The sequence below is a fragment of the Marinobacter nauticus ATCC 49840 genome, assembly GCF_000284615.1.
GTDB classification, from domain to species: domain Bacteria; phylum Pseudomonadota; class Gammaproteobacteria; order Pseudomonadales; family Oleiphilaceae; genus Marinobacter; species Marinobacter nauticus.
In genome coordinates this window covers 3563020-3578896 of record NC_017067.1, presented here as the reverse complement: position 1 = coordinate 3578896, position 15877 = coordinate 3563020, and the positions used below count along the sequence as shown (strand labels likewise).

The window sequence follows — 15877 nt, the reverse complement described above, 5'->3', positions numbered from 1 at the left end:
CAGCTGCTGGTACTTCGCCATCAGCTGCGCTTCGGTGATCATCAACGCCCGTCGGATTTTCCTCAGGATTCGCTGAACTTCTGTTGCAGGGCTTCTGCCACAGCCGGGTCTACAAACTCGGAAATGTCCCCGCCCAGCGAGGCAATTTCGCGAATCAGGGTGGAGGAGATGTAAGAGAGGTGGTTGGCGGGCGTCAGGAACACGCTCTCAACTTCCGGCGCCAGTCGGCGGTTCATGTCGGCAAGCTGGAATTCATATTCAAAGTCAGAAACCGCGCGCAGTCCCCGCAGGATAACGGAGGCGTTCTGTTCGCGCACGAAGTCGGCGAGCAGGTTGCTGAAACCGGTGACGCTGACGTTGGGGAGGTGTGCGGTGGCCTTGCGGACCAGTTCGCAGCGTTCTTCAAGATTGAGAAGTGGCTGCTTTTTCGGGTTGTAGGCGACGGCGACGACAATTTCATCGAACATGCGGCCGGCCCGTTCGATGAGGTCGGTGTGGCCGTTGGTGATGGGGTCGAAGGTGCCGGGATAGATGACTTTGGGCATGCACAGCTCCTTTTGTTGGTGAGGCGTAGGATAGCAGGATCGGATGGCGTGCTGTAGTCCGGGGCTTCTGATGATGGCTGCTGTTAGCTGGAGGCAGGCGCACGAGCCGGGGGTGGCTTTCGGGAGACGCTACGAGCACTTCCCTGTGCGCTTCTTTCGGGCCGTCCATGGCCCTCAAGACTCCCGAAAGCCACCCCCGGCTCGCGCTCTCATGCTATCTGCATGCCTCCCCGGCGCTTTCGGAAGCATCGCTGCTTTCTCCTGGTCGTCAGGGAAGCAGTCAATAGCCATCTTCGTTTACCCTGCCTGTTTTAGCTTCTGCGCCAACCGGTTGCTGTTTCTCGCCGCCAGTGCATACACCGACAACTGCGGATTGGCGCCAATACTGGTGGGGAAGATGGAGGCATCGTGGATGTTCAGGTTGGCGATGTGGTGATGCTCACCGAAACCGTTCACTACCGAGGTTTTCGGGTCGGTGCCCATGCTGCAGCCGCCCATCTGGTGCGCGGTGAACAGGCGGGCACGGTGGGGTTTCATGGGCAGGTTGTTGATGGCGTCTCTGGCCTGGTTCCAGCTGGTGTACCAGTCGGAGTCCAGGTGCATGGCCTGGACGGCTTCGGCGCCGGCGGCGAACTGGATTTCGGCCATGGTGAGGTAGGCCTTGCGCAAGCCTTGCCAGAGGTAGTCGGTGATCGGGTAGTCCAGTACCGGGCTGCCGTCGTCTCTGAGTGACACTGTGCCGCCCGGGCTGTCCGGGTGGAAGCCGTCGCGCAGCAGGGCGATGACCGATTGCATCCAGGGCAGCTGGCCCAGGTTGTCTCGCTGTGGCTGGCCGTGGCCGGGTACCACGCCGGCTGCCATGGCCGGGTGCAGGGGCGGTACTTCCAGTTTGTAACCTGCCGGGCCGTCGGTGCCTGCTTTGAAATTGAATTCGTCCGAGTAGATGGACTGGGGAGCGCCGTAGAACGGGTCGATTTTCGCCGGCATGCGGGCGACGGTGGCGTTGACCGGATGGATGAACGATCGCTTGCCCACGCGCTGGTAAGGGTCGGGCAACTGCGAGCGAAGCAGCAGGCCGGGGGAGCCAATGGCGCTGGCGGCGACCACGAATTGCCGGGCTTTCAGGGTGACCGTAATGCCGGATGGGGTGACGCCATCCGGGCCCATGGCGGAGGCGAGCAAGTGGTCGATCCGGTCCTGACTCATCACCAGGCGTTCTGCCCGCAGACCGTGGAAGAGCTGTGCTTTGTGATCCAGTGCGCCCGGGATGGTGGTGAGTAGTGCCCCCTGTTTGGCGTTGGTAGGGCAGCCCACGCCGCAGTAACCGCTGTTCCAGCAGCCTTTGACGTTTCTTGGGATTACCTGCCAGGAGTAGCCGAGCTTTTCGCAGCCCTGTCGCAGGATGTCGTTGTTCAGGTTGGGTGGGGTTTCCCAGGGCGCCATGTGGTGGCGCTGCTCACGGCCCTCAAACCAGGGGACCATGGCGTCCGGCGCCAGTCCTTCGAGGCCGAGCTCCTGGCTCCAGTAGGTGAGCGTTTCGTCCGGTGTGCGGAAGCTGCTGGTCCAGTTTACCGTGGTGGAGCCGCCGACACAGCGGCCCTGCAAAATCGCGATGGCGCCATCGGCGGTGACCCGGCTCATGCCTTCCTGGTACAGATTGGCGTAGGACGTCAGCTCGTCCATCTTGAAGTCTTTCTGATAATACAGTCGACCCTCTTCCACCAGAATCACTGACAGCCCCTGACGGGCGAGGATCTCCGCGGTTGTGCCACCTCCGGCACCGGTACCGATAACCACAACGTCCGCCTCTACCGTGCGGTTTTCGCTCAGTTTGCTGGCATCGGTCACATTCCAGCCGGCAGCCAGTCCCCGGGCAATGGGATCGTTCATGGACATACTTCGCTCCTCAATACGATGGGTATCCGGGGTTTCTCAAACGGCAGGTTTGAACTGTGGCAAGGCATCCACCATCCAGGCGGGAGGCCCCGGATAACCAGACAGGTGCCAGTGGTCTTCATGCCCATAGAAGGCGACGTTGCCGATCTTGGTCAGGGCAATGTAGCCGTTATTCAAAAGTCCGATCCGGCTGTCGCGCCAGCGCCGCAGAAACGCGTCGGCATCGGCGGTACTGACCGAGGGCCAGTCTGACCATACCCGGGCCAGGGCGATCCGGGTGGGAGCGAAGTTAAGCAGATCAAAGAGCTTGCGCAGCTCCTGCTGATTCGCCGGGCCGAACTTCACAATGCCCTGGTCGATCCGTTCAATCGTGCCGGCAATGGCAAAGCGACGCTGGTTCGGTTCCTCCGGCAGAGCTCCGGCAAACATGGCCGGCAACAGGGCCTCGAACAGGGCGATGTCATCCCGGCTCAGAAACTGGAACTGGTAGCGGGCGTCCATGCGGCTGTCGACCGCGCTGACCCGGCCTGCGGGGGCCGTAGCGCAGCCGCTTAGCCCGGCAGAGAGGCTGACGGTGCTCAGAAACACCGCGCCGCCTAAACCGGTTTTGAGGAAACTGCGACGGCTAACATCCGGCTGACAGGAATTCTTCGTATCGTGTTGGCTTGTCATTGTAGAAGCTTCTTTGTCTTTTATTATTCTGTTCAGGCTTGCTAGAACGTCTGGAGGCCAGGGTGCAGGGTGTCTCTCCAGGACTGTGCAAAACAGGGATGTTTTGCTCAAGCCTACATGGACGTATTAACGGCGTGTCCTGGAGAGACACCCTGCACCCTGGCCTTGCTCCCAGCCAAGCAGGCAGGCGTGTTTTGTCAGCGAATAAACAGCTTATACACCAACCGATGCGCTGCGGTGCCATGGGGCGCATACACGTATTTGCCGCTGTTGAACTTCTGCTTGGTAAAAATCGCCCGGTGATGAGAGAAGGTCAGGAAGCCTTCCTTACCGTGATAGTGTCCCATACCGGAATCACCAATCCCGCCGAACGGCAGGTCGTCCTGGGCCACGTGCATCAGCGCATCATTGATGCACATGCCGCCAGAATGGGTGTTGTCCACCACATGCTGCTGGTGGGACTTGTCATAGCCAAAGAAATACAGCGCCAGCGGCCGTGGCCGGTCATTGATGTAATGGATCGCCTCGTCCAGACTGCCGTAACTGATGACCGGCAGGATCGGGCCGAAAATCTCGTCCTGCATCACCTTCATGTCCGGCGTGGTCTTCAACACCAGCGTTAGCGGAATCTTCCGGGTACCGTCCTTCATATTCTCGTTGGCGGGATTGATCTCCACCAGTTCAGCCCCCTTGGCCCTGGCATCTTCCAGATAGCCCTGCAAACGATTGTACTGGCGCTCATTGATGATGGCCGTGTAGTCGTCGTTATCCCGCAGGCTCGGGTACATCTCGGCGAACCGCGCCCGGAATTCATCCACGAACGCCTGCACCCGGTCGGCAGGGCAGAGCACATAGTCCGGTGCCACGCAGGTCTGGCCAGCATTGAAGGCTTTGCCGAAGGCGATACGTTGGGCCGCATCTTCCATCGGCACATCCGGCGAAACAATGGCCGGGGATTTGCCGCCGAGCTCAAGGGTTACCGGGGTCAGATTTTCGGCTGCCGCGCGCATCACCAGCTTGCCCACCGAAGTAGAACCGGTAAACAGCAGGTGATCGAAAGGCCGTTGGGAGAAATCGGCCGCCACATCGGCCTCGCCAGTGATCACCGACACCAGATCCTCCGGGAACATCAACTCGATGATCTCCTTGAACAGGGCCGACGTGTGCGGAGTGAATTCCGACATCTTGATCATGGTGCGGTTGCCAGCCGCCAGGGAAGCGACCAGTGGACCGACCGCCAGATACAGAGGGTAATTCCAGGGCACGATGACGCCTACAACCCCTTTTGGCTGGTAGTAAACCTTGTTGCTGGCGGGCTGGAACAGAACCGAAACATGGCGTTTGGAGGGCTTCATCCAGTCGCCAAGATTCTTCAGCGTGTAATTGATGCCCTGAATAGACGGCATGACTTCGGCGATCAGGGATTCGTCTTTGGAGCGACAGCTGAAATCCCGATCGATGGCCTCGACCAGGCGATCCTGATGGGCCAGTAGCGCCCGTTTCAGACGCTTGAGGTTCTCTTTGCGCTCGGTCAGGGACGGCATCGGGTTGTTGCGGAACGCCTTCTTCTGGTCCTCAAAGACGCGATGCGTATGCTGGATCTGCTTCTTGCTCTCGGTGAGCTGGACGACGGTGGCACCCATGGTTTTCTCCCCCTGACTGCCCGGAGCGACAGGCGCTGGCAGTCGGTTATTGTCGTTGGCCAAAATCTGTGCGATTTGCGCTTGAAGCTATTATTAGAGTATATACTCTAGGCAGTCAAGAAAGCCGGATGGCTCTTTAGGCCATCCGTGACACTGATAACAACAAACACCGGCATGACGATGAAAACCAGAGACAAGATACTGTTATCCAGCCTGGAGCTGTTTAATGACAAGGGTGAGCGCAATATCACCACCAATCACATTGCCGCGCACCTGGCGATATCGCCGGGTAATCTGTATTACCACTTCCGCAACAAGTCCGACATCATCTACGAGATTTTCCAGGAATATGAAAAGCTGGTGGACTACTACCTGGATATTCCGGAAGACCGACCGATCACCCTGGAGGATATGACCTTCTATCTTGAGTCGGTGTTTGACGGCCTCTGGAGCTATCGCTTCTTCCACCGGGATCTGGAATACCTGCTCGACAGTGACCCGCGGCTGCGCCAGGACTACCGGGAGTTTACCAATCGCTGTCTGGCGGCCATTAACCGGATTTTCGCAAAGCTGGCGGATGCCGGCATTATCCAGCCTCAGCCGGAGGATCTGCGTTCGGCCATGTCACTGAATGTCTGGCTGGTGATTACCAACTGGATGGCGTTTCTGAAGACGGCTCATGCGGCCGAGGAGCCTGCCAGTCTGTCCCTGACCGAGTTAAAACAGGGGATCTATCAGGTGCTGACACTGGAAGTGCCCTATCTCACGCCGGAGTATCGTGAGCGGGTGCTGGCATTGCGAGAAAAATACCGTCCTACCTTGCCTGAAGCCCAGGGTGTTTCTGGCGTTGAGGCATGAGCCTGGCTGGCCTGGTCAAAGTTTGATCTGAAATTGAACTTTTTGAATGCGGCGCAGTCACAGCTAATGACGTTGGGAACCGGACACTCCCTGCGTCTCCTGAGTGAGTTCTCAGGTTTTCGGCCTCTGTGGTTGCAGAGGCACATAGCACGTCGCAAACCCTGACGTTTTCACCGGCCTGTCTTCTTCAGGCCGGCTTTTTATGCCTCAACCGGCGCCTGTTCCGAGGCTTCCAGCCAGTGGGTCAGCGCTTCCCGGCACTCGTCGACTCCGCGCTTGGAGGTGGCAGAGAACATGATGAGGTGCTCCACACATTGATATTCCTTCAGCTTTTTCGCGATACCCAGCATGGCGGTTTTTGCCTGACCAAACTTCAGTTTGTCGGCCTTCGTGGCCAGAATCATGAGCGGAAGGTGGTTATGTTCACACCATTCCACCATCATCTGGTCGAAATCGGTGAGCGGGTGCCGGATGTCCATCACCAGAACCAGGCCACGCAGGCAGCGGCGATCATTCAGGTAATGGCCGAGATGCTGTTGCCAGTCGTCTTTCATGTCCCGGGACACTTTCGCATAGCCGTAACCGGGCAGGTCGACCAGACGGGCATGTTCCCGGTTCAGGCTGAAAAAGTTGATCAGCCGGGTCCGGCCGGGCGTTTTACTGGTGCGGGCCAGTTTGCCGTTGGCGGTGATAGCGTTCAGGGCGCTGGATTTGCCCGCATTGGAGCGGCCGGCAAAGGCAACTTCAGCGCCATGGTCGGGGGGGCATTCGTCCAGTTTGGAGGCGCTGATGAGAAAACGGGCGCTGTTGAACGAGAGGCTTTTTTGAGTCAGATCAGGGTCCACGACGGTTGGTGTTCCTTTGGATTTCAGTTATCGGCGATTAATGTATAATGCTACACCAATTTCCGGCGGGACGCCTCGCGTTGCCGCTGTATGCCCCGGTTTTGCACCTGACGACCCAGTGCCTGCCGGCTGCACAACGAAGAATACTTTCAAGATGCAAAGATGAGAGAAGCGGAGCGAGCATGAAAAGACTGATCGCAGGAGTTGTTCTCGGAGTTGGCCTTACAGCGATGGCTCACGGGGCAGGAGATCCGGCAGCGGGTGAACAGAACGCAGCAGTGTGTGCGGGCTGTCATGGACAGGGTGGTGCCAAGCCGGTAATGGCTGTGTATCCGAAACTGTCCGGTCTGGGCGAGAAATACCTGTACAACCAGCTGGTTGACATCAAATCCGGGGATCGTGCCATTCCTGAAATGACGGGCCTGCTCAATGCCATGTCCGATCAGGATTTGCAGGATCTGGCTGCCTACTTCAACAGCCAGGAAATGGTTGTTGGTCAGGCCAATCCGGATCTGGTTGAGCAGGGTCAGGCACTGTACCGCGGCGGCAATATGGCCTCCGGTGTGCCGGCCTGTTCCGGTTGCCATAACCCCTCCGGCATTGGCAACGAGCCGGCAGGTTACCCTGCCTTGGGCGGGCAGACTGCAGAATATGTTATCAAGCAGTTGAAGGCTTACCGGGCGGGTGAGCGCGCCGGAGGCGCGAATGCCGGCATCATGATGGATGTTGCCTCCAAGCTGACAGACGCTGAGATTGAGGCGGTCGCCAGCTACGTATCCGGCCTGAACTGATCGACAGCCGTCAGTTACGACTGAAAACCCCGCCTCGGCGGGGTTTTTGATATCCGGTATTCATAATACCTAACCGTTCGGTAACGCATTCCTTTGGCCCTCCGGTGGAACTTTTTCGCATCCCTGGGTCATAATCCTCGTTAAAATTCATTGATGGCTCGGAGATTCCCGATGATCAGAACCCTGACGTCTTCCGCCGTTCTGGCGCTTTCACTGTTGTCTGCCGCTTCCCTGGTCAATGCCCAGCCCTGGGTGGCCGGAGAGCATTACCGGGTACTGGATAATCCGGTAAGAACGGCATCGGATAACGGTGTCGAAGTGGCGGAAGTCTTCTGGTACGGCTGTCCGCACTGCTACAACTTCAAGCCGCTGGCTGAAGCCTGGGAAGCGGAGGCTCCGGACTACATCAACTATGTGAAGCTGCCAGCGGCACTGGGCCGCAGCTGGGAGCCGCATGCCTACGCATTCTATGCCCTTGAGGCCATGGGCGAGCTGGACAAGGTGCATGACGCGCTGTTTGATGCCCTGGCCGGAGAGCGCCGTCCCCTCAATACCCCGGAAGCTCTGGCTGATTTTGTTGCCGGGTATGGCGTGGACGCCGAGAAGTTTCTGGAAAACTACAACAGTTTCGGGGTGCGTGCCAGAGTGCAGCAGGCCCAGGCCAAGATTCGTGGCGCGCGCATTACCGGTACACCGACTATGCTGGTTGATGGCAAGTATGTGGTAAGTGCCTCCATGGCGGGTAGTCACGAAAACACCCTGAAGGTGGTCGAGTATCTGGCGGAAAAAGAGCGCGGCGGGTCTGAGTAAGGCGCCATGCGGTTCGCCGGGCGCTGGATGGGCTGACCGGAGAAGCGGCTGATAATGTACAAGCGAATCCGTAACCAGCTGAACGGTATACTCAGAAACCAGGAAAGCTCCCGGGGCACTTGTTCCGGGAGCGAGCATGTGCCGGAGTTTGAAGCTCACCGGCACATCCGGCTACTGACTTTCAATATTCAGGTTGGTATCAACACTTCGTCCTATCACCATTACCTGACCCGCAGCTGGCAGCATTTTCTGCCCAATCGCCGGCGCTACGAAAACCTGGATCGGATTGCCACCCTGCTCAGCCAGTATGATGTGGTTGCCCTGCAGGAGTGTGATGGCGGCAGTCTCCGCAGTGGTTACATCAATCAGGTACAATACCTGGCCGAGGCGGCCGGGATTCCTTACTGGTATCAGCAATTAAATCGCAACCTCGGCCAGATTGCCCAGCACAGTAATGGCCTGTTGAGCCGTTTCCGCCCGCTGGATGTCACCGAGCACAAGTTGCCGGGACTGATTCCCGGGCGTGGCGCCATCATTGCGCGCTACGGGGATGAGGAAGACCCGCTGGTACTGGTGCTGATGCATCTCTCTCTCAGCAAGTCGGCCCAGCAGAAGCAGCTTGGATTTATCCGCGAGCAGATTGCGAGCTATCGGCATGTGGTGCTGATGGGGGACATGAATGCCCATGCAGAGCAGTTGCTGACACGAACACCGCTGAAAGAAACCGATCTGATTCCGCTGCCCGACACCGCGCACAGCTTCCCGAGCTGGCGCCCGGAAAAGGCGCTTGACCATATTCTTGTCAGTCCCTCTCTGGAAATTCGGCGCTCTGAAGTGGTGAGCTACCCGGTTTCCGACCACCTTCCCATTGCCATGGATGTGGCGTTGCCCAAGGGCTATCTGGAAACGTTCTGAGCTTTATTTGGTATGTTCAGGCAATAAAAAGCCCGGCAGGTGCCGGGCTTTTTGTGGAGGCAGGATCAATTACTTGATCTTGGCTTCCTTGTACGCAACGTGCTTGCGGACAACCGGATCGTACTTTTTGATCTCGATTTTTTCCGGGGTGTTACGCTTGTTCTTTTTGGTCGTGTAGAAGTGACCAGTGCCTGCTGAAGATACCAGCTTGATTTTCTCGCGCATGATGCGGCTCCTTAAACTTTCTCGCCGCGGGCACGAAGATCGGCCAGCACAGCGTCAATGCCTTTTTTGTCGATGATGCGCATGCCCTTGGTGGAAACGCGCAGCTTCACGAAACGCTTCTCGGACTCAACCCAGAAACGGTGGTTCTGCAGATTCGGCAGAAAACGACGACGAGTGTGGTTCATCGCGTGGGAAACGTTGTTACCGGTAACCGGACGCTTACCGGTAACCTGACAAACTCTGGACATACTTGCCTCCGACCTGAGCAATGGTCTCTATCAATACGAATTCGTTTTTAATGCGTCTCTGGTTGCTCCGGAGCCATACCTGCTGCCGGTTTGCGCTTCTGAAACAGAACGCTGCTCGCCAGACGCCGCCAGAAAGGGACGCTTTTATACCAGAACTGGCCGACCAACGCAAAAAATTGTTGGGAATTTGGCCAGTTTCGGGGCGGTATCCTTCACGGGGCTACATCAATCCTCGTTCAGCAAGGGATATTACCTCACCGTGGCCGATAACCATATGGTCAAGAACCCTGATATCGACCAGTCCCAGGGCCTCTTTCAGCCGGCGGGTCAGGGAAATGTCAGCCTGGCTTGGCTCGGCCACGCCTGACGGATGGTTGTGGGCAAAGATGACTGCGGCGGCATTGTCCTCCAGAGCCTGGCGCACCACCTCCCGGGGGTAAACCGCTGCGCCGTCTATCGTACCCCGGAACAGTTCCCGGTACTGGATGACCCGGTGACGGTTATCCAGGAACAGGCCGGCGAACACTTCATGAGGATAAGTGCCCAGGCGGCTGGTGAGAAAGCGCCGGGTATCTTCCGGTGAGCGCAGCGGATCGCCCTGGCGCAGCGGCTCGTCCATCACTCGCCTCGCCATTTCCATGGCAGCCTGCACCTGGGCATATTTGGCGGTGCCCAGGCCTTTGACCTCGCAGAATTGTCGGCGGGAAGCGGTCATCAGTCCGCGCAGTCCGGAAAATTCGGTGATCAGGTGTCGGGCCAGGGCCATCACCGGCATGCCGGTGGTACCGGTACGCAGGAAAATGGCCAGGAGTTCGGCATCTGACAATGATTCAGGGCCGTGAGTGAGCAATCGCTCACGGGGCCGCTCATCGGCGGGCCAATGGCTGGGTGGCATGTTTGCTTCCTTGCTGGTTTCGGGGAGTGCGTCCTGCACCGGGTTCTCGAAATTACAAAGGTTACTCCAAAAGGTAACATTTGGTAAACGAACAGGGGTTCTAGCAGGCTGCCCGTCTGCGCTCGGCATGCTATCTTATAACTCTTTCATTTTACGGGATTACGGAGCCCGCATGACCGCCAAGCGAATATTGTTGGGAATAACCGGTGGTATCGCCGCCTATAAAAGTGCGGAGCTGGTTCGACTGCTGAAAAAAGCGGGGCACGAAGTCCGGGTTGTCATGACCCGGGGGGCGGAGGCATTTGTTGCGCCGCTGACCTATCAGGCTCTGAGCGGCGAACCGGTGCGCTCCTCGCTGCTTGACCCGGAAGCCGAGGCTGGCATGGGGCACATCGAGCTGGCCAAGTGGGCCGATCAGGTTGTGGTAGCGCCGGCGTCTGCGGACTTTATGGCCCGTCTGGCCCATGGGCTGGCCGATGACCTGTTGACCACGGTCTGTTGCGCCACCGAAGCGCCGATAGCGTTGGCCCCCGCAATGAACCAGGCCATGTGGAAGAACTTCCGTACCCAGCGGAATCTGGCGCTGTTGACGGAAGACCCGCAGATTACTGTCTGGGGACCGGACCAGGGCGAACAGGCCTGCGGTGATACCGGTCCTGGGCGCATGCTTGAGCCGGAACGTCTGGCTCGTCTGGTAAACGGAGAGGGTGTGGTTGAAACTACCGGGCCGCTGTCTGGCAAACGGTTGGTGATCACGGCCGGGCCAACCCGGGAGCCGATCGATCCGGTGCGCTACATTACCAATCACAGCTCGGGCAAGATGGGCTATGCCCTGGCCGGTGCAGCCGTTGCCGCCGGAGCCGAGGTGGTGCTTGTCAGTGGACCTGTCAGTCTGTCGGCCCCAGCGGGGGTTGATGTCCGGCCTGTCAGCACCGCTCAGGAGATGCTGGAAGCCGCCAGCAAGGCGGTCGATGAAGGCTGCGATATCTTTATCGCCACGGCCGCGGTGGCAGATTACCGGCCCGAGGTGTTCGCCAGCGAGAAAATCAAGAAAACCAACGACAACATGAGCCTGGCGCTGGTCCGTAACCCCGATACCCTGGCGACCATCGCGGCCCGGGCCGATGCGCCGTTTACGGTTGGCTTTGCCGCTGAGACCACGGACGTGGCGCGCTATGCGACCGACAAGATGCAGCGCAAGAAACTCAACATGATTATCGCCAACGATGTGTCCGTTCCCGGGCTCGGCTTCAGCAGCGATCGAAATGCGGTTACGGTGTTCTGGCCTGCGGGTTCGGAATCCATCGGGCCGGACAGCAAACAGGCGATCGCTGCCCGTCTGGTGGCGTTGATTGCAGACCACAGCAACAGGATTGAACAGGCATGAGTAAAAGAAAGTTTGAGGTACGGGTTCTGGATGATCGTATTGGTACCGCGATTCCGTTTCCCGAATACGCTACGGAAGGCTCTGCAGGCCTTGATCTCCGGGCGGCATTAAAGGAAGCCAAGACCGTTATGCCGGGTGAGACCCACCTGATTCCCACCGGCCTGTCTGTGCATATTGCTGACCCGGGGTTGGCTGCCATGATCCTGCCCCGGAGCGGACTCGGACACAAGCATGGGATCGTGCTCGGAAATCTGGTGGGGTTGATCGATTCTGACTACCAGGGCGAGTTGATGGTGTCCTGCTGGAACCGGGGCCAGACGCCATTCACCATCGAGGTGGGCGAACGTATTGCCCAGATGGTGCTGGTGCCTGTGGTACAGGCGGATTTCGAGATTGTGACCGAATTTGATGCCAGTGACCGGGGTGAAGGTGGCTTTGGCTCCACTGGGAGCCACTGAGTCGGGCATCTTTACCTGGCAGCGAGATAACTGGCCGGCGTCTATACTCAGCGGATACAGACCTATCCGGGAAAGAAAATAACTGCGGGATGCATTATGAAATTCGCCAAGAAAAAAACCAACGCGTCTTCCGGTGATGAGCAGCCGGAGAAGAAACCCGGAAAGAAACAGAAACCGTCCAAAACGTCAAAAGAAGCGGCTGGCTCCGGTTTAAAGAAACTCGGATCGGTTGGGTTGAATCAATCGCTGGTGGTACTGGTGGCCGGCGTGGTCGCGGTGGTGCTGGCCCATTTTCTGGTGGTGGTGCCCGCGGGGGAGGCCCGCTATGAGGCGGCCAGCGCCATGGAAGTGGACAGTGCGCAACGGCGCCTGAATCAGTCACTGACGGCGCTGCAGGAACAGGTTCGGGCGGTGGCGAACCAGCGTTACGCTGCCCTTGCTCTGGCCGAGCGGTCTGATCTGGCCAATCTCGCCGGACAATTGCAAACGGCGCTGCCCGGTTCCGCTCAGGTGTTTGTCTTCCCTTACCGGGAAGTGCCCCGGACCGGTAACGGCGATACCCTGCTGGGATTTGCGGGCCTGGAACTGGCCCGGCGGGCAGAAAATGGACAGAACCTGTTGCCGGACGCCTTCCCCCGCGACAATCAGTGGTATCTGCAATTTGCCGCGGCAGTGCGTCATCCCACAAGCAATGCCGTGGTTGGTAGCGTGCTGGCGGTTTTTGAAGCCTCCCACATACGGCCAATGCTGGCCGTGAGCAACCCGCAACTCGGGGGCCAGCTGTCACTGGTCCAATCCGTGTCCGGCGCTTCACGAACGGTGGCCAGCGCCGGTAACGGCAGCGGCCCTGAGCTGTCTCGCACCCTGATCAACCCGGACTGGTCCGTCCGTTACCAACCGGCCTCGGCACCGGTGGCGCCGGTAAGCACCATTCTCCTGGCGATTCTGGTGGGGGTGCCTGCGCTGGTGGCGGCGATTCTGGTCTGGATGCTTCTTGGCAACGCTCAGCGTGGAATACGTCAGGATGTGACCGCGCTCATTCAGTGGGCCCACAAGGTGTTCGGAGGCGAGCGGATGAAACTGCCGGCTCTGCGCTGGGATATGGTGGCGTCCACCGGAGAAGTGCTGTTCCGTCTGTCCCAGATGGTTGAGAAGCGGGTGGCCAAGGCCGCGGAGTCGGCTGCGCCCAAAGCGGCTCCTGCCCGCCGCAAGGCAGCGACGGCGGAGGATGAACCACTCTTTCAGGACAAGGACATGCCGGACATTGACATGCTCGATGGTGACGAGGATGTGCTCGGCTTTGGTGGCTCCGAGGATTCCCTGTTCGACGAGGACATTCCTGAAGTTGCTGAGGCCGAGGTGCCTTCGGTTCAGATCAACCCGGAAATCTTCCGCGCCTATGACATCCGGGGCATCGTTGGTCAGACCCTTTCGGCAGAGGTGGTTGAAGTCATTGGTCGCGCGATCGGCTCGGAAGCGACCGAGCGTGGTGTCACAGATATCTGTGTTGGCTACGATGGCCGGCACTCCAGTCCGGAATTGGCTGATGCCCTGGGGCGCGGCATCATGGCGACCGGTTGTAACATCATTCACCTGGGGGCCATACCTACGCCGGTGCTGTACTTTGCAACCCATCACCTGCAGACCGGTTCTGGCGTTATGGTGACCGGTAGCCATAATCCAGCCAACTATAACGGCCTGAAGATCATGCTGGGCGGAGAGACCCTGTCTGGTGAAGCTATCCAGAAGCTGTACCAGCGCATCCAGACCGCCGACCTTGCCAGAGGGCAGGGTGAGCAATCCCGGGACGACGTACGCCGCGCCTATCTGGACCGTATCGTCGGTGATATTGCTGTGGCGGCGCCGTTGAAAGTGGTGGTCGATGCCGGTAACGGCATTGCCGGAGAGCTGGGCCCCATGCTGGTTGAGGAACTGGGCTGTGAAGTCACGCCACTGTATTGTGAAGTGGACGGTGATTTCCCGAATCATCACCCGGACCCCGGCAAACCCGCGAACCTGCAGGACCTGATTGCCAAGGTTAAGGAGACCGGCGCCGATATCGGGCTGGCCTTTGATGGCGATGGTGATCGTCTGGGCGTGGTTACCAATACCGGCAAGATCATCTGGCCGGATCGCCTGCTGATGCTCTTTGCCAGGGATGTGGTGTCCCGCAATCCCGGCGCGGATGTGCTCTATGACGTGAAGTGCAGCCGCCGGCTGGCCAGCGTGATCTCGGAAGCTGGAGGGCGCCCGATCATGTGGAAAACCGGCCATTCCCTGATGAAAGCGAAAATGAAGGAAACCGGCGCCCTGCTGGCGGGCGAAATGAGCGGACACGTTTTCTTCGGCGAACGCTGGTACGGCTTTGACGATGGCCTTTACTCGGCTGCCCGGCTGCTGGAAATCCTGGGCATTGAGGATCGTCACTCCGATGAAGTCTTTGAAGACTTCCCCGAGGATATCAGTACCCCTGAGCTGAATGTCGAGGTGACCGAGAGCGACAAGTTCGCCATCATTGAACGGCTAGGTCAGCAGGCGGATTTTGGTGACGGCAATATCAGTACCATCGATGGCATTCGGGTAGATTATGCCGATGGCTGGGGGCTATGCCGTGCGTCCAATACCACGCCGGTTCTGGTTCTGCGCTTTGAAGCCGAAACAGAACAGGCACTGGAGCGGATCAAATCCGTGTTCCGGGAGCAACTGCAGAAAGCGGCACCAGACCTGGTGGCGGAATTCTGAAACCCATTACTGTCGTAAGGATTAACACAACATCATGGCGCTGGATCGTGAAACAGCAATGCAGGTGGCCTCGGTACTGAGCCGGGGCCTGCCCTATATCCAACGGTTTACCGGCAAGACGGTCGTGATCAAATACGGCGGCAACGCCATGGAGAACGAAGACCTGAAAAGCAGTTTCGCCCGGGACGTGGTGCTGATGAAGCTGGTGGGGATCAACCCTATCGTGGTTCACGGCGGCGGCCCCCAGATCGGAGAGCTGCTGGAACGCCTGAATATCCAGTCCCGCTTTGTTAACGGCATGCGGGTTACCGATGCGGAGACCATGGACGTGGTCGAAATGGTGCTCGGCGGCCAGGTGAACAAAGAAATCGTTTCCCTGATCAATGCCCACGGCGGCACCGCGGTGGGCCTGACCGGTAAGGATGCCAATCTGATCCGGGCCCGGAAGCTGGAAGTGGTCAATCGTTCGCCGGAGCTGGAGCGGCCTGAAATCATCGATATTGGCCATGTTGGCGAGGTGGCAAGCGTCAACGTGGATGTTATCGACATGCTGACCCGCAGCAACGTGATCCCGGTTATCGCGCCCATCGGTGTCGGGCCGGATGGCGCTTCCTACAACATCAATGCGGACCTGGTAGCGGGCAAGGTGGCAGAAGCCATGAAGGCGGAAAAGCTGATCCTGCTGACCAATGTCTCCGGCCTCAAGAGCAAGGAGGACAAAGTGCTGACCGGCCTGACCGCCCAGCAGGTGAACGATCTGATTGAAGACGGCACCATCCATGGCGGTATGTTGCCAAAAATCCGCTGTGCCCTGAGTGCGGTGGAAAACGGCGTGCGCACCTCCCACATCATCGACGGACGTGTGGCCCACGCCTGCCTGCTGGAAATCTTCACCGACGAGGGTGTCGGTACGCTGATTTCCCGTAACTGATACTTCTGGCCGGGAG

Annotated in this window: 16 protein-coding genes; 8 read left to right on the top strand and 8 right to left on the bottom strand. The window is 58.7% G+C overall.

From position 1 onward, the window contains the following. Positions 1-62: 62 nt before the first annotated feature. The 4 genes from coaD to MARHY_RS16550 form a co-directional block, all read right to left on the bottom strand. Positions 63-545, bottom strand: coding sequence for a pantetheine-phosphate adenylyltransferase (gene coaD, locus MARHY_RS16565; protein WP_014422845.1), 483 nt, complete (start codon positions 543-545; stop codon positions 63-65). Between the two features lie 297 nt (positions 546-842). Continuing rightward, positions 843-2441 carry a GMC family oxidoreductase gene (locus tag MARHY_RS16560; protein WP_014422844.1) on the bottom strand — a complete coding sequence of 533 codons (1599 nt, stop codon included), beginning with the start codon at positions 2439-2441 and terminating at the stop codon, positions 843-845. Positions 2442-2477: 36 nt separating this feature from the next. Further along, positions 2478-3113, bottom strand: coding sequence for a hypothetical protein (locus MARHY_RS16555; RefSeq protein ID WP_014422843.1), 636 nt, complete (start codon positions 3111-3113; stop codon positions 2478-2480). Between the two features lie 197 nt (positions 3114-3310). Continuing rightward, on the bottom strand, positions 3311-4756 hold the full coding sequence (locus MARHY_RS16550) for a coniferyl aldehyde dehydrogenase (RefSeq protein WP_041655138.1): 1446 nt from the start codon (positions 4754-4756) through the stop codon (positions 3311-3313). A gap of 180 nt (positions 4757-4936) precedes the next feature. On the opposite strand from MARHY_RS16550, the gene MARHY_RS16545 reads away from it, so the two are divergent. Further along, positions 4937-5614: a TetR/AcrR family transcriptional regulator gene (locus MARHY_RS16545; protein WP_041655135.1), complete on the top strand. Its 678-nt coding sequence runs from the start codon at positions 4937-4939 to the stop codon at positions 5612-5614. 200 nt (positions 5615-5814) lie between these two features. Here the strand turns inward: MARHY_RS16545 and yihA are convergent, their stop codons facing one another. Further along, positions 5815-6459, bottom strand: a complete 645-nt coding sequence (gene yihA, locus MARHY_RS16540) for a ribosome biogenesis GTP-binding protein YihA/YsxC (RefSeq protein ID WP_011786979.1) — start codon at positions 6457-6459, stop codon at positions 5815-5817. A 182-nt stretch (positions 6460-6641) separates the two neighbouring features. Between yihA and MARHY_RS16535 the strand changes: the two genes are divergently transcribed. The 3 genes from MARHY_RS16535 to MARHY_RS16525 all read left to right on the top strand — a co-directional run bounded on the left by MARHY_RS16535 (position 6642) and on the right by MARHY_RS16525 (position 8975). Further along, positions 6642-7250 (top strand): c-type cytochrome, encoded by a 609-nt coding sequence (locus tag MARHY_RS16535; protein WP_011786978.1) that lies wholly within the window; start codon positions 6642-6644, stop codon positions 7248-7250. A gap of 171 nt (positions 7251-7421) precedes the next feature. Then, complete coding sequence (locus MARHY_RS16530) at positions 7422-8060, top strand: thiol:disulfide interchange protein DsbA/DsbL (RefSeq protein ID WP_041655132.1); 639 nt, start codon at positions 7422-7424, stop codon at positions 8058-8060. Positions 8061-8114: 54 nt separating this feature from the next. Then, positions 8115-8975 (top strand): endonuclease/exonuclease/phosphatase family protein, encoded by an 861-nt coding sequence (locus tag MARHY_RS16525; RefSeq protein ID WP_011786976.1) that lies wholly within the window; start codon positions 8115-8117, stop codon positions 8973-8975. 69 nt (positions 8976-9044) lie between these two features. Here MARHY_RS16525 and rpmG read toward each other — a convergent pair whose 3' ends face one another. The 3 genes from rpmG to radC form a co-directional block, all read right to left on the bottom strand. Then, positions 9045-9200, bottom strand: coding sequence for a 50S ribosomal protein L33 (rpmG, locus tag MARHY_RS16520; RefSeq protein WP_008173465.1), 156 nt, complete (start codon positions 9198-9200; stop codon positions 9045-9047). A gap of 11 nt (positions 9201-9211) precedes the next feature. Further along, positions 9212-9448, bottom strand: a complete 237-nt coding sequence (gene rpmB / locus MARHY_RS16515) for a 50S ribosomal protein L28 (protein ID WP_011786975.1) — start codon at positions 9446-9448, stop codon at positions 9212-9214. A gap of 220 nt (positions 9449-9668) precedes the next feature. Beyond that, positions 9669-10343: a RadC family protein gene (radC, locus tag MARHY_RS16510; protein WP_014422834.1), complete on the bottom strand. Its 675-nt coding sequence runs from the start codon at positions 10341-10343 to the stop codon at positions 9669-9671. A gap of 172 nt (positions 10344-10515) precedes the next feature. On the opposite strand from radC, the gene coaBC reads away from it, so the two are divergent. From coaBC to argB, 4 genes are all read left to right on the top strand, one after another. Beyond that, entirely contained in the window at positions 10516-11730 is a 1215-nt protein-coding gene (gene coaBC / locus MARHY_RS16505) for a bifunctional phosphopantothenoylcysteine decarboxylase/phosphopantothenate--cysteine ligase CoaBC (protein ID WP_041655129.1), read from the top strand. Next, complete coding sequence (gene dut / locus MARHY_RS16500) at positions 11727-12188, top strand: dUTP diphosphatase (RefSeq protein WP_014422832.1); 462 nt, start codon at positions 11727-11729, stop codon at positions 12186-12188. Before coaBC ends, dut begins: the two co-directional genes overlap by 4 nt. 96 nt (positions 12189-12284) lie before the next feature. After that, positions 12285-14930 (top strand): phosphomannomutase/phosphoglucomutase, encoded by a 2646-nt coding sequence (locus MARHY_RS19055; protein WP_014422831.1) that lies wholly within the window; start codon positions 12285-12287, stop codon positions 14928-14930. A gap of 34 nt (positions 14931-14964) precedes the next feature. Further along, a complete protein-coding gene (gene argB / locus MARHY_RS16490) occupies positions 14965-15861 on the top strand; it encodes an acetylglutamate kinase (RefSeq protein ID WP_014422830.1) in 897 nt (298 codons plus the stop codon). Positions 15862-15877: the final 16 nt, after the last annotated feature.